Annotated in this window: 19 protein-coding genes; 14 read left to right on the top strand and 5 right to left on the bottom strand. The window is 59.4% G+C overall.

Annotated elements, in window-relative coordinates:
* From BVL55_RS13415 to BVL55_RS13425, 3 genes are read right to left on the bottom strand one after another with little or no spacing between them, the layout of a single operon-like run.
* A complete protein-coding gene (locus BVL55_RS13415; protein WP_075997327.1) occupies nt 1-702 on the bottom strand; it encodes a biotin/lipoate--protein ligase family protein in 702 nt (233 codons plus the stop codon).
* A complete protein-coding gene (locus BVL55_RS13420) occupies nt 699-1,811 on the bottom strand; it encodes an Mrp/NBP35 family ATP-binding protein (protein WP_205410803.1) in 1,113 nt (370 codons plus the stop codon). The genes BVL55_RS13415 and BVL55_RS13420 overlap by 4 nt, the downstream gene beginning before the upstream one ends.
* Complete coding sequence (locus BVL55_RS13425; protein ID WP_075997329.1) at nt 1,786-1,980, bottom strand: DUF6494 family protein; 195 nt, start codon at nt 1,978-1,980, stop codon at nt 1,786-1,788. The genes BVL55_RS13420 and BVL55_RS13425 overlap by 26 nt, the downstream gene beginning before the upstream one ends.
* A gap of 92 nt (nt 1,981-2,072) precedes the next feature.
* Between BVL55_RS13425 and BVL55_RS13430 the strand changes: the two genes are divergently transcribed.
* Nucleotides 2,073-2,828, top strand: a complete 756-nt coding sequence (locus BVL55_RS13430; protein ID WP_075997330.1) for a c-type cytochrome — start codon at nt 2,073-2,075, stop codon at nt 2,826-2,828.
* A gap of 28 nt (nt 2,829-2,856) precedes the next feature.
* On the opposite strand, the gene BVL55_RS17120 is transcribed toward BVL55_RS13430, so the two are convergent.
* Nucleotides 2,857-3,675: a 4Fe-4S binding protein gene (locus BVL55_RS17120; protein ID WP_205410804.1), complete on the bottom strand. Its 819-nt coding sequence runs from the start codon at nt 3,673-3,675 to the stop codon at nt 2,857-2,859.
* Between the two features lie 5 nt (nt 3,676-3,680).
* On the bottom strand, nt 3,681-4,820 hold the full coding sequence (locus tag BVL55_RS17125) for a 4Fe-4S binding protein (RefSeq protein WP_205410805.1): 1,140 nt from the start codon (nt 4,818-4,820) through the stop codon (nt 3,681-3,683).
* A gap of 174 nt (nt 4,821-4,994) precedes the next feature.
* Between BVL55_RS17125 and BVL55_RS13440 the strand changes: the two genes are divergently transcribed.
* The 13 genes from BVL55_RS13440 to BVL55_RS13495 all read left to right on the top strand — a co-directional run bounded on the left by BVL55_RS13440 (nt 4,995) and on the right by BVL55_RS13495 (nt 19,049).
* Complete coding sequence (locus BVL55_RS13440; protein WP_205410806.1) at nt 4,995-5,567, top strand: DUF3305 domain-containing protein; 573 nt, start codon at nt 4,995-4,997, stop codon at nt 5,565-5,567.
* On the top strand, nt 5,564-6,232 hold the full coding sequence (locus BVL55_RS13445) for a DUF3306 domain-containing protein (RefSeq protein WP_075997331.1): 669 nt from the start codon (nt 5,564-5,566) through the stop codon (nt 6,230-6,232). Before BVL55_RS13440 ends, BVL55_RS13445 begins: the two co-directional genes overlap by 4 nt.
* A 72-nt stretch (nt 6,233-6,304) precedes the next feature.
* Nucleotides 6,305-6,913 (top strand): TorD/DmsD family molecular chaperone, encoded by a 609-nt coding sequence (locus BVL55_RS13450; RefSeq protein WP_075997332.1) that lies wholly within the window; start codon nt 6,305-6,307, stop codon nt 6,911-6,913.
* Between the two features lie 59 nt (nt 6,914-6,972).
* Entirely contained in the window at nt 6,973-7,176 is a 204-nt protein-coding gene (locus tag BVL55_RS13455; protein WP_075997333.1) for a twin-arginine translocation pathway signal protein, read from the top strand.
* 98 nt (nt 7,177-7,274) lie between these two features.
* On the top strand, nt 7,275-10,169 hold the full coding sequence (locus BVL55_RS13460; RefSeq protein WP_075997334.1) for a formate dehydrogenase subunit alpha: 2,895 nt from the start codon (nt 7,275-7,277) through the stop codon (nt 10,167-10,169).
* A gap of 12 nt (nt 10,170-10,181) precedes the next feature.
* Nucleotides 10,182-10,775, top strand: coding sequence for a formate dehydrogenase FDH3 subunit beta (gene fdh3B / locus BVL55_RS13465; protein ID WP_075997335.1), 594 nt, complete (start codon nt 10,182-10,184; stop codon nt 10,773-10,775).
* A 126-nt stretch (nt 10,776-10,901) separates the two neighbouring features.
* Nucleotides 10,902-12,131, top strand: a complete 1,230-nt coding sequence (locus tag BVL55_RS13470) for a formate dehydrogenase subunit gamma (protein ID WP_075997336.1) — start codon at nt 10,902-10,904, stop codon at nt 12,129-12,131.
* 75 nt (nt 12,132-12,206) lie between these two features.
* Nucleotides 12,207-13,556, top strand: coding sequence for a c-type cytochrome (locus BVL55_RS13475; RefSeq protein WP_083649542.1), 1,350 nt, complete (start codon nt 12,207-12,209; stop codon nt 13,554-13,556).
* Between the two features lie 15 nt (nt 13,557-13,571).
* Nucleotides 13,572-13,700 (top strand): hypothetical protein, encoded by a 129-nt coding sequence (locus tag BVL55_RS17235; RefSeq protein WP_280161447.1) that lies wholly within the window; start codon nt 13,572-13,574, stop codon nt 13,698-13,700.
* 145 nt (nt 13,701-13,845) lie between these two features.
* A complete protein-coding gene (locus BVL55_RS13480; protein WP_244530515.1) occupies nt 13,846-15,180 on the top strand; it encodes a multicopper oxidase family protein in 1,335 nt (444 codons plus the stop codon).
* A 213-nt stretch (nt 15,181-15,393) separates the two neighbouring features.
* Nucleotides 15,394-16,986: an ABC transporter substrate-binding protein gene (locus BVL55_RS13485; protein ID WP_075997338.1), complete on the top strand. Its 1,593-nt coding sequence runs from the start codon at nt 15,394-15,396 to the stop codon at nt 16,984-16,986.
* A 111-nt stretch (nt 16,987-17,097) separates the two neighbouring features.
* On the top strand, nt 17,098-18,102 hold the full coding sequence (locus BVL55_RS13490) for an ABC transporter permease subunit (RefSeq protein WP_075997339.1): 1,005 nt from the start codon (nt 17,098-17,100) through the stop codon (nt 18,100-18,102).
* Nucleotides 18,103-18,182: 80 nt separating this feature from the next.
* Nucleotides 18,183-19,049: an ABC transporter permease subunit gene (locus BVL55_RS13495; protein WP_244530652.1), complete on the top strand. Its 867-nt coding sequence runs from the start codon at nt 18,183-18,185 to the stop codon at nt 19,047-19,049.
* The last annotated feature ends 2 nt before the right edge of the window (nt 19,050-19,051 follow it).

A 19,051-nucleotide genomic window follows, 5' to 3' on the forward strand; every position in this document is an offset into this window, starting at 1 on the left:
TCAATTCTCCAGCAAACGGCTGAGGGCAACAAGATGGGTTGTTTCCCCATCCCTTAGCAAGGCACCGAATTGTTCGTCCACACCGACAAACACCCCCGAAACCCCGCAGAATTCGGCAGGTTCGCCCATTTCGTGAGCCAGTTCCCGCCAGGCCACATGAAGGGGCCGAACGCCCTCTTCGCTCCACCGGCTGATCCAGTAGAGCGTGTGGCGTACCCAGGCTTCCAGCAATTGGGTGGCCTCCACATCAGCGCATCCTTCCTCATACAGCGCAGTGCGGTCCGGGTCTTCGCCGGGAGCATCGCTTTCAAACAACAGGTCAAGCTGCAAACCGATCACCAGCCAGTCCGGTATGGCCGCTCCTTCCTGTGTGGACGCGCAGGCTTTCAGCATCCCGCACTGCGCGCCGTTGACGCGGATCTTGCCGTCCCACTCCAGATGCACCGCCACCTCCGGCGGGGCCAGCGAACCCAATGCGTTCTGAAATCCCACCCCACAGGCTGGCATCATCGCCATCGCGTCCTCGAGCGCCACTTCCGGACCTAGAATGAGGGCGGCATGAAGCGCCTGATCGGAGATATTGTAGATCACCGTGCCGGGATCGCACCCGGCAATGGCCTGTGCCCTTGCCCGCTCAAACGGGTCGGCACGGCCAGCCAGCGCCTCTCCGGCAAACAATGGGGGGAAGGTTGGTTCGCTCATGCGTAACCGTCCTTTACCAGACTGCGGGCCATTGAGGTAAAGACTTCCGCCTCCCGCGAACCGGGATGTGTTACCACCACCGGCGCGCCACCATCCCCGGCGGTTCTGATGTCAAGATGCAGCGGAATTTCCGCCAGCAGCGGAGCGCCCAGCTTCTCCGCCTCTGCCGCGACCCCGCCATGACCGAAGAGATGTTCTTCGTGACCGCATTGGGAACAGACATGGGTCGACATGTTTTCGACCATGCCGGCAATGGGAATGCCCATCTGCTGAAACATGTCGATCCCCTTGCGGGCATCCAGAAGGGCAATGTCCTGCGGCGTGGAAACAATGATGGCGCCATCCACCTTGAATTTCTGGCCCAATGTCATCTGCACATCGCCGGTACCAGGCGGAAGATCGACCAGCAGAACATCGAGCGCACCCCACTGCACCTGGCTCATCATCTGCTGCAATGCGCCCATCAGCATCGGCCCGCGCCAGGCAACCGCCCTGTCTCCGTCGGTCATCAGCCCGATCGAGATCATCGTCACGCCATGATTGCGCAGCGGCAATATGGTCTTGCCATCGGGCGAGGATGGCCGTCCGGTAATACCGAGCATGCGCGGCTGGGACGGGCCGTACACATCGGCGTCCAGCAGGCCGGTCTTGCGCCCTTCTGCAGCAAGCGCACAGGCAAGATTGGCGGCAACCGTCGACTTGCCGACACCGCCCTTGCCGGAGGCGATTGCAAGAATGCGCTTTACCCCCGGCACTGCCTGCGGGCCCGATGGCGCAGGTCCCGGTTCGGGGCGAATGGGCTCCGGCTCCGGCTTTGCTTCCACCTTGGGTGTTGCCGAATGGGCCGTCATCACTATCTGCACCGAGCTGCAGCCCTCCAGCCCCGAAAGCGCAGTCTCGGCGCCATCGCGCACTGAAATCATTTCATCGGCCCGGTCCGGCGGAACTTCCAAAACGAAGCGGACAGAGTCAGCACTGACCTGCAAGGCACGCACCATGCCCGCAGAAACGATGTCCTCGCCCGTTGCCGGGTCGAGAACCGTTTTCAGCCTTTCAAGGACGGCATCACGTCCCAGCGCCACCTCAGGCCTGTCCCTCGATTTCGCCATTAACCTCATGCTTCAGGTCAAGGGCTTCTATCGTCAATACCATTTTGGCCTGGTAGGTTTTTCCGGACGTGTCGCCGGCCTTCCGCATGGCTTCCTCGATCGCCTGCTGGGAGGTCACACCCACCTGTTTCAGGAATTTGCGCATGGACATGTTGAAGTCTTCGCTCACCGGTATCTCCTGTCGTTTTTTGCGCCAAGTTGACGGAAAGGCTCATATAACCTTAGGGTTCGGACATTACCAGCAGCATGGGAGGAAGTGCCATGCGCAGCGGCGCGGTAGCCATGCTGGCGCTTGCAATGCAGACATGGAGCGTGCCGCAATTACTGGCCGAAGACGGCATCCTGCGGTTCAGCGCCCCTGCAAGCCTGACCGAAACCGGGCTGCTGAACTACCTCATTCCCAGATTTTCTCTGAAAACCGGCATCAGGATGAAGCTGGCCGGCGAAGGCGAACCGGCATCCATTCACCTTAACTCCGACGGCAGGGGGAGGCTGGCCTTTTCCGGTCCGCGCAACGACTGGTATCTGGAGATCTCGCGGGGCGACAAGACAGCAACCAGGTTTGAAGACTGGCTGTTCGGCGAAATCGGGCGGCGAACGGTTGCCTCCTTTGCCGTTGAAGGCCAGCAGATGTTCAATCCTGCCGCTGCCCGCAAAAAACAGGCGGCGGTTACAGCCCTCACCGGCGATGCCGTTCTGGGTGAAAGCCTTGCCGAACGCCATTGCGGGCGCTGCCACATGGTCAATGAAAAAACCCGGATGACCACGATCGGCTCGACGCCCTCCTTTGCCCTGATGCGCGGCTTTGCCGACTGGTCCAGCCGTTTCGAAGCGTTCTACTCCCTCAACCCGCACCCATCCTTCACCCTGGTTGAGAATATCACCGAGCCGTTCGGTGAAACGCGCCCGCCGCCGATAGCACCGCTGGAACTGTCGCTGAAGGACATTGAGGCGATCCTCGCCTTTGTACAGACCATCGAGCCGGCCGAACTGGGCTCGCCCCTGAAAGTTCAATAGCCGGCGTCTGCACACAAGATTCCGGAATTCAGTGATCGCGCCGCTTGGACGGGTAGTCTTCCGTCGTCCGTACCCTTGGCCGCTCCCCGGCGGCAAACGGATTGTTCTTTGAGTGATAGGCCGCATTGACCCGGCAATCATCGCACATCTGGATCATTCGGATCGCATCCTGGCTGGCAAACATCGAGTGCTTTCCGGCAAGCTTTTCGGTAATCCGCATCACCGTGGAGCGAACGCCGAACGGCGCGCCGCATTCGATACAGGCAAACGGTTCTTCCTCGTGCACGACCCGATGCGACAGCGCCTCGCTTGAAAGATTCAGTTGCGGTGTGAGTGAAATCGCATTTTCGGGGCAGACATTTGCACAGATGCCGCATTGCAGGCAGGCATCCTCCTGAAAGCGCAATTGCGGCAAGTCGGGATTGTCGGCAAGTGCGCCCGATGGGCAAAGCGATACACAGGAAAGGCAAAGCGTGCAGGCTTCGGTATCGACATCCAGCGAACCGTAGGGCGCCCTTTCCGGCAGGGCGATAACGGCATCTTCCCCGGTAAGCGCCTTGGCCGAAAGCCGGGTGACCTGTCGCCGGGTGCCGATCGGCAGAACCGGCTCACAGGTCACATCCGGCACGGCCTCGGCCCAAAGCAGGTTTTCAAGCGCATCGGGCTCCGCCGGCTCAATCAGCGCCGCCCGCTCGCCACCGGCAATGGCGTTGGCCAAACCGGCCTCATAGGAAAGCCCCTCTCCCTCGGTCGTTGGCGATATCAGCAGCGTCACGGTTGAAAAACCGCTTGCCAGTGCCGCCAGCATTTCCGCATGGCCGAATGCTGCCAGCGAGGATGTTTCCATTGGAACTACATCTGCTGGAAGCCCCTGCCATAACGTGCGCTGAGCCGGATGGCTTCCGCCCCGAAACCGGCATCGTGAACGAGCAGCCGTGGTGCGTCTTTGGAAAGGCTGCGCCAAGTGCCTGCCAATACCTCAAGGCGCTTGAACACGGCTTCAACCGGTGGTGCGTCATAGGAGATCGCCCCCGACGGGCAGACAGCCGAACACGCGCCGCAGCCAGCACAAACCATCGCGTCGACATCAACATGGTCGCCCGCCGGCGAAATCGCGCCGGCAGGACAAAGGTCGAGGCAGCGCGTGCACCCGGTCTTTTGTGCCCGCGAATGGGCGCAGAGCGGCTGGTCCAGCCGCACATAAAGCGGCTTTTCAAACGTGCCCACAAGCTGGGAGGCTTCCACGATTGCTTCAAGGCGCGCTTCCGCGCGTTTGGGATCGGCGCGCAGATAGCCCTCCCGCTTTTCATGTGCAGAAAAAAGCGGCGTTCCGCCGGAAAGATCGAGAATGATGTCGCAGACCGATTGCGCGCCATCTTTCGGAGAGGTCAGCACAGGTTCGCCCCGGCCGCCGCGAATGCGTTCCTGAAAGGCATCGATCCTGACCTGGAAATCTCCAAACGCGCCACTGGCACCAGCGAGCCTGCCGTGAACCACGTCAAAGCGGCGATCATCGCCATTATCCGCCTCGGCGCCCGGCTCCAGCAGTACGGTGACGTTGAGCACATCGCACAATTGCCGGGCAGCACCCAGCGCCACAGCGGTGTCGCCAAGGATCAGGCACAAGCCGGCAGATTCAACATCCCTCACCTTGGTTGGGGGAATTTCCAGCATCGCATCGGCGACCAGAGCCGCCATTTTGGGCGCAACGGGGCGTTCATCCTGCGACCAGCCGGCACGATCGCGCAAATCGACGAAATCGGGCATTTCAGCATCGAGCTCGTCTGCCAGTTCCTCGAAAAAATGCCGTTCCTGCTGGCAGGCGATGATCGCTCCGCCCGCCTTTATTGCCTTTGCCGCAAGCAAGGATTGCTCCATGCACAACGCATGATGAACGCGCGAACAGGCGATCCCGGTCGCTTCCTCCAGTTTTCCCGGATCAATCGTCTGGCTTTCCAGGCAATTGCACAAAATGAGCTTTCGCTCCGCCATGTCCGGCCTTCCAGTTGAGCGGGAAGAGGCAACTCTGCCCTTGCCGCATTAAAACACATGCCCGCCATCTAGGTTGCGTCAGGCGGTCCGTGTCAAGTCTTTACAATCGGTGCCAATTCCTAGCAGATTGAAATAACACCGGCTGCGCGGATGCGGCCGCACAGGACACGCAAAGTGGTGCAATTGGAGACCTCGAAATCCCAATCCATGCCGATGGGCATCGTAATCCGCCGCCTGCCGGGCGTTACCCGCTGGGCAAAATGGGTATGGAAACCCGTCTCCGTGCTGCCCGGCGCAGGCGAAGCGGAATGGCAGATATTGCGGCAGGAAGAAAATGCCGTCGAATACCACGCAGCGACCCTGCCGCTTGAACTTCACCGCACCGACACGGAAGCCTACCGCACCGCCTTGTCCGAAAAGACACCCTCGCTTTATGTCGTCCTGCGCGAAAGCGACTCCCCGGCCCGGCCCATGGAAGTCCTGCTGGTCACCGCTTCTCCCTACGAAGGCCAGGACTACGCCGATACCGGCGAGGAAATCGTCGAGAAAGTACCGATGCCACCGGGGGTCATTGCCTGGATCGATAAATTCGTCCGTCAGCACCATGAAGACGAACGGTTTATCAAACGGCGCCGCGACAAGGCGAACACCGGCAAGATAGAGGACGGCGTCGGCGACGCACGCATCCGCCAATTGACCGATGTCTACCGCACACCCGGGTCAAGACGGGGCAAGAGGTTGCAATGAGCAGGCCGGGAAAGACAGGGAGCGATTTCTGGAGCCGCCGCAAGGCAGCAGTGCGCAAAGCCGAAAAAGAAGAAAAGCAGAGCATCGAAGCTGAAGCCGGAGCAAAACGGCAGACGCAGACGGAGGAAAAGTCCGAAGCACAGATTCTGGAGGAACTGGGGCTTCCAAACCCCGACGAACTTGAGAAAGGCGACGATTTTTCTGCCTTTCTGGCAACCGCCGTACCACAGCGCCTGCGCCGCCGCGCCCTGCGCCGGCTTTGGGCGGTTAACCCCACACTCGCCAATCTCGATGGCCTGATCGATTATGGCGAGGACTACACGGACAAGGCAAACGTCATCGATAACCTTCAGACCACCTATCAGGTTGGCAAGGGAATGCTCGAACACGTCATGAAGCTGGCAGAGGAAAAGCGAGCCGAGGAAACAGACGAAGAAGGCGACGGCTCGAAGGAAAACATGGTGCAGCAATCAACGCCTGACGCTGCGGAAAGTCCCGGAAAAGAAACAGGAAATGACCTATTGACCGGTTCAGACCTTCCATTGCAAACTGAATCAGGCGAAAATGTCGCACCCGCAAAAGAACAAGCACGGTCAGCAGCAGGCGAAAAAGACAGTGAAGAACGGGTGAACCCGAGACGAAGAATGCGGTTCACATACTCGTAACACACTCAAACTGGTAGAATTACAAAGCCGTAAGCCTGTGGCCACCACGATGCGATGGGAGGAGCAGGCTGAATGTCGGCAGTTGAAAAGCTGCACTTTGTCGATCCTGAAGATCAGGCACGCGCCGATCTGTATGATTTCCTCGGCCTGCTTCTGGCAAAACCTGCTGATGCCTCTCTCCTCAATCAGATAGCAGCTCTCAAGAGCAGCCCTACACCGCTTGGCAAATCGATGGACACCCTGTCCCGGCTTGCGGGGGTGACGACAGCCGAAACGGCTGAACGCGAATACAACACCCTTTTCATTGGTCTTGGCCGGGGCGAACTGCTGCCCTTTGCCAGTTATTATCTCACCGGTTTCCTGAACGAAAAGCCGCTCGCCAAATTGCGTGGCGACATGGCAGGGCGCGGCATTGCCCGGGCGCAGGGCAAGCACGAACCGGAGGACGGCATGGCCTCGTTAATGGAAATGATGGGCGGAATGATTGTCGGCCGTTACGGCACGGTAACGCCGCTTGAGGATCAAAAACAGTTTTTCGATGCCCATATCGCCCCTTGGGCCGTGCACTTTTATACCGATTTGGAGGCTTCCAAATCCTCGGTTTTCTATGCAGCGGTTGGCACAATCGGCCGGCAATTCATGGAAATCGAGGAGGAAGCATTCCGGATGCTGACGCGTTGAGTTGTGTTTATCGCTGATCGGCGGGCAACCGCCAGAAAAAGAAGGGAGGGTTATCCTCTATGAGCAAATCCAGCGAGGCGATTTCCGAGAAGGGCAAGGGACGCCGCGACTTCCTTAAAATGGCTGCCTTGTCTGCGCCTGCCGCGGTTGCTGCCGCCGGCACCATGGGCGCTGAAGCCCGGGCTGCGGTGCCCGACCCTGCATCGGAAACGATCCAGGACACCGAGCATACCCGCGCCTATTACGACAGTGCCCGGTTCTAGAACCGGACCCTGCTAACCCCGGCCGATGGTTGCGTGACGCCCGGTGGCCGGATCAAAACAGGCTCCACGGCGCTTGATTGCCGTTACAGGAGGAAACCATGCTTAGGAAAAAGACCAATGGGGTTGCGCGACGCCCCCAGGGTGCAAGTATCCTGCACGAAACGGTCAGCAAACCGGTTGACCGCCGGGCCTTTCTGAAGGGTTCGGGAATTGCGGTAGGCGGCTTGGCCGCGATTACCGCAACCGGTGGTTCGGTTACAAAAGCTCAGGCACAAAATGCCGAGAGCGGTGCTGTGGAAACCGTAAAATCCGTCTGCACCCACTGTTCGGTGGGATGTACCGTCATTGCCGAAGTTTCCAACGGCGTTTGGGTCGGGCAGGAGCCCGGCTGGGACAGCCCGTTCAACCTGGGCGCTCACTGCGCCAAGGGTGCCTCGGTACGCGAACACGCCCATGGCGAACGCCGCCTGAAATATCCGATGAAGAAGGAAGGCGGCGAGTGGAAGCGCATCAGCTGGGAAGAAGCCATCAACGAAATCGGCGATGGCATGATGAAAATCCGCGACGAGAGCGGTCCCGACAGCGTTTACTGGCTCGGTTCGGCCAAGCACAGCAATGAGCAGGCCTATCTGTTCCGCAAGTTTGCTGCCTATTGGGGCACGAACAACGTCGATCACCAGGCCCGCATTTGTCACTCCACCACCGTTGCAGGCGTTGCGAACACATGGGGCTACGGCGCCATGACCAACTCCTACAACGACATCCACAATTCGAAAGCCATTTTCATCATCGGCGGCAATCCGGCCGAAGCCCATCCGGTTTCGCTGCTGCACGTGCTGCGGGCCAAGGAGCAGAACAATGCACCGCTCATTGTCTGCGACCCGCGTTTTACGCGCACCGCCGCCCATGCCGATGAATTCGTCCGTTTCCGGCCGGGAACCGACGTCGCCCTGGTCTGGGGCATTTTGTGGCACATCTTCGACAATGGCTGGGAGGACAAGGAGTTCATCCGCACCCGCGTGTGGGGCATGGATCAGATCCGCGCCGAAGTCGCCAAGTGGACGCCGGAAGAAACCGAACGCGTTACCGGCACGCCGGGCAGCCAGTTGAAGCGCGTTGCGCGCACCCTGGCCAACAACCGTCCGGGCACCGTGATCTGGTGCATGGGCGGCACCCAGCACACCAATGGCAACAACAACACCCGCGCCTACTGCATTCTGCAGCTGGCGCTTGGCAATATGGGCGTTTCCGGCGGCGGTACCAACATCTTCCGCGGCCATGACAACGTGCAGGGCGCAACGGACCTTGGAGTCCTGAGCCACACCCTGCCGGGCTATTACGGCCTGTCAGCAGGTGCCTGGGGCCACTGGGCACGGGTTTGGGAGGAAGATCCGGACTGGCTCAAGGGTCAGTTTGCCACGGTGAAAGGCGCCGATGGCAAGGACAAGAACCTCATGAACCTGACCGGCATTCCGGTCAGCCGCTGGATCGATGGTGTCCTGGAAGAGCCGGACAACATGGATCAGCCGAACAACGTTCGGGCCATGGTGCTTTGGGGCCACGCCCCCAATTCCCAGACGCGCGGCAAGGAAATGAAAACCGCGATGGAAAAGCTCGACATGCTGGTCGTCGTCGACCCGTATCCGACCGTTTCCGCCGTGCTTCACGACCGCACTGACGGGGTGTATCTCCTGCCGGCCTCTACCCAGTTCGAGACCTATGGTTCGGTAACCGCGTCCAACCGCTCGCTGCAGTGGCGGGACAAGGTGGTCGATCCGGTTTTCGAAAGCCTGCCCGATCACACGATCATGGCCAAGTTCGCCAAGAAATTCGGCTGGGCAGACCGCTTCCTCCGCAACATCGAAATGGGAGAAAACGACGAGCCGAACATCGAGGACATCACCCGCGAGTTCAACCGCGGGCTTTGGACCATCGGCTATACCGGCCAGTCGCCAGAGCGTATCAAGTCGCACATGGCCAACCAGCATACCTTCGACAGGACAACCTTGCAGGCGATTGGCGGTCCCAATGATGGCGAGTATTACGGCATGCCCTGGCCTTGCTGGGGGACGCCGGAAATGAAGCATCCGGGAACACCGAACCTCTACGACATGTCGAAACCGGTAGGCGAAGGCGGCCTTTGTTTCCGCGCCCGCTTCGGCGTGGAACGCGACGGCGACAACCTGCTTGCCGAAGGCGTTTACAATCCGGGTGCTGAAATCCAGGACGGTTATCCCGAGTTCACGATGCAGATGCTGATGGACCTGGGATGGGATGGCGATCTCACCGATGATGAGAGGACTGCGATCGATGCCGTTGCCGGACCGAAAACGAACTGGAAGACCGACTTGTCGGGCGGTATACAGCGCGTTGCCATCAAGCATGGCTGCGCTCCCTTCGGCAACGCCAAGGCGCGCGCCGTGGTCTGGACCTTCCCCGATCCGGTGCCGTTGCATCGTGAGCCGCTCTACACGCCAAGGCGCGATCTCGTTGCCGACTATCCGACCTATGAGGACCGCAAGTTCTACCGCTTGCCGACCCTCTACGCTTCGATCCAGAAAAAGGATTTCTCGAAAGACTATCCGATCATTCTGACTTCGGGGCGGCTCGTCGAGTACGAGGGCGGTGGCGAGGAAAGCCGCTCCAACCCGTGGCTGGCTGAATTGCAGCAGGATATGTTCGTCGAGATCAATCCGCGCGATGCCAACAATCTGGGTCTGCGCGACGGTTCGCAGGTTTGGGTCGAGGGGGCCGAAGGCGCCAAGGTCAAGGTCATGGCCATGGTTACCGAAAGGGTCGGTGAAGGCGTTGCCTTCATGCCGTTCCACTTCGGCGGCCATTTCGAGGGCAAGGACCTCAGGGACAAGTACCCCGACGGCGCCGACCCCTATGTCCTGGGCGAGAGCAGCAACACAGCTCAAACCTACGGCTATGATTCGGTAACCCAGATGCAGGAGACGAAAGCGACTCTCTGCAAAATCACCGCAGCATAAGGAGAGATCACGATGGCTAGAGCTAAATTCCTTTGTGACGCCGAACGCTGCATCGAGTGCAATGCCTGTGTCACAGCGTGCAAGAACGAGCATGAAGTGCCATGGGGCATCAACCGCCGCCGGGTGGTTACCATCAACGATGGCAAGCCCGGTGAACGGTCGATCTCCGTGGCCTGCATGCATTGTTCGGATGCGCCGTGTATGGCGGTCTGTCCGGTGGATTGCTTCTACCAGACCGATGACGGCGTGGTGCTCCACTCCAAGGATCTTTGCATCGGCTGCGGCTATTGCTTCTATGCGTGCCCCTTCGGCGCGCCGCAATATCCCCAGGCCGGCAATTTCGGCTCGCGCGGAAAGATGGACAAATGCACTTTCTGCGCCGGCGGTCCGGAAGAGAACAATTCCCAGGCGGAATTCCAGAAATACGGCCGCAACCGTATTGCAGAAGGCAAACTGCCGATCTGTGCGGAGATGTGCTCGACAAAGGCACTGCTTGCCGGCGACGGCGACGTTGTCTCGGGCATTTACCGTGAGCGTGTCGTCGCCCGCGGCTTTGGTTCCGGCGCCTGGGGATGGGGTACGGCCTATGGCCAGAAGGGCGGCTGACCACACCGGCGCCGCGCAACCACCATTGCCTCGGGCAGCCATGGCACAAACGCGGAACGGCCTTGCCGGCCGCTCCGCCCGTACCATAGCGAACCATACCGAATGATGAGCATAAGGGGACCGGACATGGCTCGGCTCACACTTGCCTTTGTCTTTGTGATCGGCCTGTTTTTCCAGGCCCTGTTTTTCCAGGCGATGGCCCAGGAAACGGGCAATGGTGAAAGCGCCGACCGGTCATCGACCGGTGGTGCGCAGACACTTGAAGACATCCTCAAGCGCCAGCGCGGCGAAATGATCGACGATTCGTTCCGCCGCAGCGCAACCGGCGATCCGGACACTGCGGCGGGCATCGCTTCTCAACTGGGCACGCTGGGCGGTGCATCGGATCCAGAATTGTGGCGGGCGCTGCGCTACGGTTCTGCAGACATCACCGTCTCCAGCGGCGGTGAAGTGGCAACGGTCCTGATGCAGGATGGCGGTATGCGCTGGCTCAACTGGCGCCAGGGCCCGCTGGCAAAGTGGGGCGGTTATCTGCTGCTTGCAACGCTTGCCCTCCTCATCCTGTTCTACCTGATCCGTGGCCGCATTCGTATCGACGGCAAGAAGACCGGACGCACGATCACCCGGTTTGAAACAGTTGAGCGCTTTGGACACTGGCTGCTGGCGGGCTCGTTCATTCTGCTCGGCATTACCGGCCTGATCACCCTGTTCGGCCGCTCTGCGCTCATTCCGCTGATCGGCAAGGATGCATTCGCTACCCTCGCCATCGGTTCCAAATGGATACACAACAACGTGTCCTGGGCCTTCATGCTTGCCCTGATAATGGTGTTCGTCATGTGGATTGTGCACAACCTGCCCGACCGCACGGACCTGAACTGGCTGGCCAAGGGCGGCGGCCTGTTCAAGAAGGGCGTTCACCCTCCGGCAAAGAAATTCAATGCCGGGCAGAAGCTGATTTTCTGGTCGGTGATCCTGCTTGGCGTGTCAGTGTCGGCATCCGGTCTTTCGCTGCTCTTTCCCTTTGAATTGCCGATGTTTGCAGCAACGTTCGACACGTTGAATGCGACCGGCGTTCCGCAGCTGATCGGCCTGGGCGAGTTGCGCTCCGAGCTGGCTCCCCATGAAGAGATGCAATATGCCCAGCTTTGGCACGCCATCATCGCGTTTCTGATGATGGCCATTGTGATCGCCCACATTTACATCGGCTCGGTCGGCATGGAAGGCGCATTTGACGCCATGGGCTCCGGCGAGGTGGAAGAACAGTGGGCCCGCGAACACCACAGCCTGTGGGTGGATGAAGTAAAATCAGCCAAGGGACGCAAGGCAGCTGCCGGAAAACCTGCTCCGGCCGAATAGCAGGCATTGCGAGCCGGGCCACAAGGCTGCACGGCTGAATACACAGAAAGGGAGCCAAGCGGCGTTTTCTTGGACATGGCAGTGCCCCCTCACGGTGTGTTTTCCGCCATTGCGGCAATCCTTTCGCTGTTCCTTGTTATGGGCAAGGCACAAGCTGCCGACTTCTACACCTTGAAAGGCCATGGCGGTCCGGTAATGGACGTCGCCGTTTCGGCCCATACCGGAGATGTCGCCTCGGCCAGCTTCGACAATTCCGTCGGTCTCTGGCGCCAGCGCAATCCGAAATGGCTGGAAGGCCATGAAGCCGCCGTCAACGTGGTCGAAATCATCGGCCCGGACAAACTGGCATCGGGTGGTGACGACTTCTCCATTGTCATCTGGGATTTGGCTACCGGCAGCCATCAGCGCCTGGCAGGCCACAAGGGCAAGGTCATTGACCTTGCCGTTTCGCCGGACAAACGCCTGCTTGCTTCGGCAAGCTGGGACGGCAGCATTGGCTTATGGCCGCTCGATCAGCCAGATGAGGAAGAAGGCGCCAACACACCGGTCTTTCTCCAGGGCCATACCGCCGGCGTCAACGCACTCGCATTCTCTTCAGATGGCAGAACGCTCTATTCCGCCTCTGTTGACGGCACCATCCGTCTTTGGGACCTCACCACGAAAAGCGCAAAACAGATCCTGGTCCAGAACGGTTTCGGCATCAACGTGATTGCACTTGGCGGGCAGGATGATGCCGGCAAGGAACGGTGGATTGCCTATGGCACGGTCGATGGTATCACCCGCATCATCGACCTTGGCAGCGGCAGGGAGATCCAGGATTTTACCCTTGATCGCAGGCCCATCCTCTCAATGGCGCTCAACGCCGATGGGAAACGGCTCGCAACCGGGGACGGGCATGGCTATATCACCGTTTTCGAAACACGGAACTGGCGCATCGAACGCGATTTCAAGGCAGCACTCAGGGGCCCTATCTGGGCGCTTGCCTTCAGCCCGGATGGCAGTACGATTCTTGCAGGAGGGATCGAGAACATCGTTTATGCCTGGCCAATCGAAAGCCTCTCGGAACATCAGCCGATGGCGGCAAGCACGCCGAGTTTTTTGCGTTCTCCGCGGGAAATGGACAATGGCGAACGGCAGTTCGCGCGCAAGTGTTCGATCTGCCATTCCCTGACCGGCGGCAGCGCGCGGAAAGCCGGGCCAAGCCTGCATCGGCTTTTTGGCAGAAAGGCCGGCACGCTGCCCGGCTACAATTACTCCGATACCCTTGTGAACTCAAAAGTGGTATGGAACGAAACCACCGTCGACCTGCTGTTTGCCGAGGGGCCGGACGTCTATGTTCCGGGCAGCAAGATGCCCATGCAGCGCATAACAGGACCACAGGACAGAAAAGACCTTGTGGATTTCCTGAAGGAAGCAACCAGATGACCCGGGAGGGCTCACATGAAAGCCATGTTTTTTGCCTTTGTTGCGATTTTCGTCATTGCCGTTGGGGCAAACCTGATTCTCGACGGCATGGGTTTTTCAAGCGCTGAGAACAGCACCAGCGCCTCTGTACGGTTAGGCAATTAGGGGCCTGCACCCCATGACGGCAGGAATTGCTTTCAGCCCTGGTGTGGCAGAGCAACGGCGTTTTTGAAGGTCGAGCATGTCATCAGCAGGCAAGTCCCCATCCATGATAACCCGCCGGAAATTCATTGCAGGCGCGGCGGCGGGCATGGCGGTACCAACGTTTCCGCAGGCGGCATTTGCGCAGGATATCACCATAGAAGCAAAGCCGTCGACGGCCCAGCTGGTTCCTGCCGAATATGGGCAAACCGGTGTGTGGGCCTATGACGGCATGGTACCGGGCACCCCCTTGCGGCTTCAGCAGGGAGAAAGGCTGCGACGGGTTCTCGTAAACCGGCTGGATCAGCCGACCACAATCCACTGGCACGGCATCCGGCTGGAAAACGCGATGGATGGCGCAGCCGGCCTTACCCAGGAAGCGGTGGCACCCGGCGGGCAGTTTTCATATGACTTCGTGGCAAAGGATGCCGGAACCTATTGGTATCATCCCCATCGCAACTCGCTGGAACAGGTGGCGCGCGGGCTGTCCGGTCCGCTCATCGTGGAAGAACACGAAGCGCCGGATGTCGATGAAGACCTGACCTTGCTGATTCAGGATTGGCGGCTCGATCAAGAAGCGCAGATCGTAGCGGATTTTGCCAACATGCATGACATGGCCCATGCCGGCCGGATCGGAAATCACCTGACGGTCAACGGTCTTCCCGAATTCAGGACGCCGGCAAAAACCGGTCAGCGCTTGCGGCTGCGCATCATCAACGCCGCCTCGGACCGCATTCTGCGTCTGGGTGCAAAGGGCTTGACGGGATACGTGGTGGCGCTGGACGGCATGCCGCTACAAAAGCCCGAAGCCCTTACCGAAATAGTATTGGCACCGGCTCAGCGCGCTGACCTGTTCGCCGACATTGCTGCAGAACCCGGGGAAACGGCTCACCTGACGTCCATCGAACGTCAGGGCACTTTTTCGCTCGCCGCCTTTTCCGTTAGCGGCAGGGACGGAACAACCCTTCGCCCTGCTCCTCAATCCCTGCCCCCCAATCCGGTTGCCGTGCCATCGCTCAAGAACGCCAGAACCCTTGAACTGGTCATGGAAGGTGGTGCAATGGGCCGGATGGCAGCTGCCAGAACAGCTGACGGAAAGACCCGTTCCATGCGCGAACTGATCGGTCAGGGCATGGCCTGGGCGTTCAACGGCGTGGCGGGAATGCCCGACCGGCCCCTTGCCGATCTTGACCTCGGGGAAGAGGTCCGCATGCTCTTGTCAAACCAGACCGCATGGCCGCATGCCATGCATCTGCACGGCCACCATTTTCAGGAAGTGAAAGACAAAACGCCCGGTCCCTTGCGCGACACGATTTTGGTAATGCCGCAGGAAAAACGCGAAATTGTCTTTGTCGCCGACAATCCCGGAAAGTGGATGTTTCACTGCCACATGCTGTCTCACCAGGCGGCTGGCATGATGAGTTGGGTGAACGTAATTTCCTGATTTTAAAAGACTTTTTCTACCTGTATTTCTCGTTATAAGAGAGCTCCCTCAAACTGCCCGCCTATATTGCATATTCCACAAAGCCTGTTGCTTTTGTCCGTGGAATGGGCTTTCTTTCAACCAATGTTGCACGACAAACGTCGCAACCCGCTGCCTTTTCCAGGCGGTGTGTAACAATCAAAAAAGTAATTCTCACTGGGAGAACCTATCAACATGACTAAGATCAAGACACTGCTTGCCACCACCATTCTCGCTACGGGATTGGCGACGGGTGCAAGCGCAAAAACGCTTGTCTATTGCTCGGAAGGCTCGCCGGAAGGCTTCGATACGGCTCTGTATACGGCCGGCACGACATTCGATGCTTCTTCCAAGCCGATCTACAACCGACTGGTTGAGTTCGAACGCGGCACCACGCAGGTGAAGCCTGGCCTGGCTGAAAGCTGGGAAGTTTCCGACGATGGCACCGAATATACCTTCAAACTGCGCTCGGGCGTAAAATTCCACACCACCGACTACTTCACCCCGTCGCGCGAATTCAATGCGGACGACGTGGTATTCTCCTTCGAACGTCAGCTCAGCAAGGACAATCCGTATCACACCTATGTGGACGGCGCGAGCTGGGAATACTTCAACGGCATGTCGATGCCCGATCTCATCAAGTCGATCGAAAAGGTCGACGACATGACGGTCAAGTTCGTGCTGACCCGCCCGGAAGCTCCGTTCATCGCCAACCTTGCCATGGACTTCGCTTCGATCGTTTCGAAGGAATACGCCGACAAGCTGGCCGGAGAGGACAACAAGTCAGACATGAACCAGAAGCCGGTGGGCACGGGCCCGTTCCAGTTCGTCGCCTATCAGCCTGACGCGGTCATCCGCTACAAGGCATTTGCCGACTACTGGGACGGCAAGCAGCCGATCGACGATCTGGTCTTCGCCATCACCACCGATGCCTCGGTGCGCCAGCAGAAGCTGACCAGCGGCGAATGCCATGTCATGCCCTATCCGAACCCTGCCGACATTGAAGCGCTGAAGGGCAATGCCGATCTGCAGATGATGGAACAGCAGGGCCTAAACGTTGGCTATCTTGCCTACAACACCAAGGTTGCGCCGTTTGACAATGCCAAGGTGCGCAAGGCGCTGAACATGGCCATCAACAAGCAGGCCATTCTCGACGCGGTATTCCAGGGAGCAGGCCAGGCGGCCAAGAACCCGATCCCGCCGACCATGTGGTCATACAACGATGCCATCGAGGATGACCCATACGATCCGGAAGGCGCCAAGGCGATGCTGGAAGAGGCAGGCGTCAGCGATCTTTCCATGAAAGTATGGGCAATGCCGGTGCAGCGTCCCTACAACCCGAATGCCCGCCGCATGGCCGAGCTGATCCAGGAAGACTTCGCCAAGATCGGCGTGACCGTGGAAATCGTGTCCTATGAATGGGGCGAGTATCTGCAGCGCTCGAAAGCGGAAGACCGCGATGGCGCCGTCCTGCTTGGCTGGACCGGCGACAATGGCGACCCGGACAACTTCCTGGCTGTCCTGCTGGGTTGTGACGCCGTGGGCGGCTCCAACCGTGCACAGTGGTGCAATGAGGAGTTTGACGGCCTGATCAAGAAGGCAAAGTCAGGCTCGCAGGAAGAACGCACCAAACTCTATGAAGAAGCTCAGGTCGTCTTCAAGCGGGAAGCCCCATGGGCAACCATTGCCCATTCGGTCGTCTTCATGCCGATGAGCAAGAAGGTTACCGGTTATGTGATGGACCCGCTGGGCGGCCACTGGTTCGACGGCGTGGACCTCGCCGAGTAATCGGCAAAACCAAACCCTTCGAACCGGGGCGGAAGAAATTCCGCCCCGGTTTGCCAATGCCGGCAGCCTTGACTGCACAGGTGGCGCCGGTGGCTGGGGACTGAAAACCGGATGTTTCGTTTTTTTCTATACCGGCTGGCACTGCTGATCCCGACCTTCATCGGAGTATCGATTGTTGCCTTTGCCTTCATTCGCATGCTGCCGGGGGATCCGATCCTGCTTCTGGCCGGAGAACGCGGCATGACCGAAGAGCGCTATCAACAACTGCAAACGCTCTATGGTTTCGACCAGCCCATTTTCGTTCAGTATTTCAACTATGCCGCCGACATCCTGTCGGGTGACTTCGGCACCTCCATCGTCACCAAACGGCCGGTGCTCGAGGAGTTTTTCACGCTTTTCCCGGCGACGATCGAACTGTCGCTTTGCGCCATCATCGTCGCCACCGCCATCGGCATTCCCGCCGGCATCATCGCTGCGGTAAAGCGCGGCTCCTGGCTTGATCAGTCCATCATGGGCGCAGCCCTGGTCGGGTATTCCATGCCGATCTTCTGGTGGGGCCTGCTGCTGATCATCTTCTTTTCCGGCATGCTGCAACTGACCCCTGTTTCGGGCCGCATCTCGCTGCTTTACTATTTCGAACCGGTAACCGGGTTCATGCTGATCGACAGCCTTCTGTCCGGCCAGAAAGGCGCCTTCACATCAGCGCTCAGCCATCTTGTCTTGCCTACGATCGTGCTGGCAACGATCCCTCTGGCCGTCATCGCCCGCCAGACGCGCTCTGCCATGCTTGAGGTGCTCGGTGAAGACTATGTGCGCACTGCCCGCTCCAAGGGACTTTCGCCGTTTCGCGTCATCGGCATACATGCCCTGCGCAACGCATTGATCCCGGTCGTCACCACCATCGGCCTTCAGGTCGGAGTACTTCTCGCCGGCGCCATTTTGACCGAGACGATCTTTTCCTGGCCGGGCATCGGCAAATGGATGGTGGATTCCGTCTTCAAGCGCGACTACTCGGTGGTGCAGGGTGGCCTGCTGCTGATCGCGGCGATCATCATGATCGTCAACCTGCTGGTTGACATGCTCTACGGGCTCATCAACCCGCGGATACGGCGATAGGAAGACGGCGAACAATGACAGCAACCAACAGCCAGCCTTCCAGCCCAACCGCCACCGGCGCTCCGGTCACCGCAGGGGCCATGCGGCGCGCGATGCTGAAGGAGTTCTGGTTTTACTTTTCCCAGAACAAGGGCGCGGTAATCGGCCTGGCGGTCTTCGCGCTGATCGTGCTGATAGCCCTTGCAGCACCGCTTATCGCTCCGCACAGTCCCACGCTGCAGAACCGCGGCGCCCTGCTTCTACCTCCTTTCTGGCAGGAAGGCGGCAGCACTTCCTATCCGCTGGGAACCGATGCCGTAGGCCGCGACATGCTTTCCAGGCTGATCTACGGTGCCCGCTTTTCACTGTTCATCGGTCTTGTTGTGGTTACCCTTTCAGTATCGGTCGGCGTTTTTGTCGGCCTTGTCGCCGGCTTCTTCCGCGGCTGGGTCGATACCGCGATCATGCGCCTGATGGACGTCATCCTCGCCTTTCCTTCCCTTTTGCTCGCCCTGGTATTGGTTGCCATTCTGGGGCCCGGCCTGATGAATGCGATGATCGCCATTGCCCTCATCCTGCAGCCGCATTTCGTTCGCCTTACCCGTGCCGCAGTGCTGAGTGAACGCGAACGCGAATACGTCATAGCCTCACGGGTCGCCGGTGCCGGCATTGCGCGTTTGATGTTCATCACCATCCTGCCCAACTGCCTGGCACCGCTGATCGTTCAGGCAACCTTGTCATTCTCTACCGCCATTCTCGATGCCGCCGCTCTTGGCTTTCTGGGCATGGGGGCGCAGCCACCAACCCCCGAATGGGGCACCATGCTGGCTGAAGCACGTGAATTCATCCTGCGCGCCTGGTGGGTGGTGACCTTCCCCGGCCTTGCAATCCTCACAACGGTACTTGCGATCAACCTGATGGGCGACGGGCTGCGCGATGCGCTCGACCCCAAATTGAAGCAGAGTTGAAC

The sequence above is a fragment of the Salaquimonas pukyongi genome (genome assembly GCF_001953055.1).
GTDB lineage: Bacteria > Pseudomonadota > Alphaproteobacteria > Rhizobiales > Rhizobiaceae > Salaquimonas > Salaquimonas pukyongi.